This is a genomic window from Mesorhizobium sp. M3A.F.Ca.ET.175.01.1.1 (genome assembly GCF_004791945.1).
In the GTDB taxonomy this organism is placed as follows: domain Bacteria; phylum Pseudomonadota; class Alphaproteobacteria; order Rhizobiales; family Rhizobiaceae; genus Mesorhizobium.
Map to the genome: position 1 here is coordinate 1 of NZ_SRTP01000391.1, position 287 is coordinate 287.

At 63.1% G+C, this 287-nt stretch carries 1 pseudogene; it reads left to right on the plus strand.

Annotated features, from left to right (window positions below):
• Positions 1 to 282, plus strand: a pseudogene (locus tag EN818_RS32115) (allophanate hydrolase); the annotation flags it as partial.
• Between the last annotated feature and the right edge of the window lie 5 nt (positions 283 to 287).

Genomic DNA, 287 nt, shown 5'->3' on the forward strand with positions numbered 1-287 from the left:
GGCCAATCCGTGCCCAAGCCGGGCCTTGTCCGGGTCTCCAGGGATGGAATGCGAATAGACGTCGAGGTCTGGCGGCTGGGTCCGGAGGCGTTCGGACGATTCGTCGCCGCCATCCCCCCACCGCTGGGCGTAGGAACGATCGAACTCGAGGATGGCAGCGCAGCAAAGGGGTTTTTGGTGGAAACCGCCGGCCTGACTGACGCCGCCGATATCTCCGCCTATGGCGGGTGGCGCAGTTTTGTAAGACGCGACCAAGAAAGGGCCAACATTCTCGCGACCTAGAAACG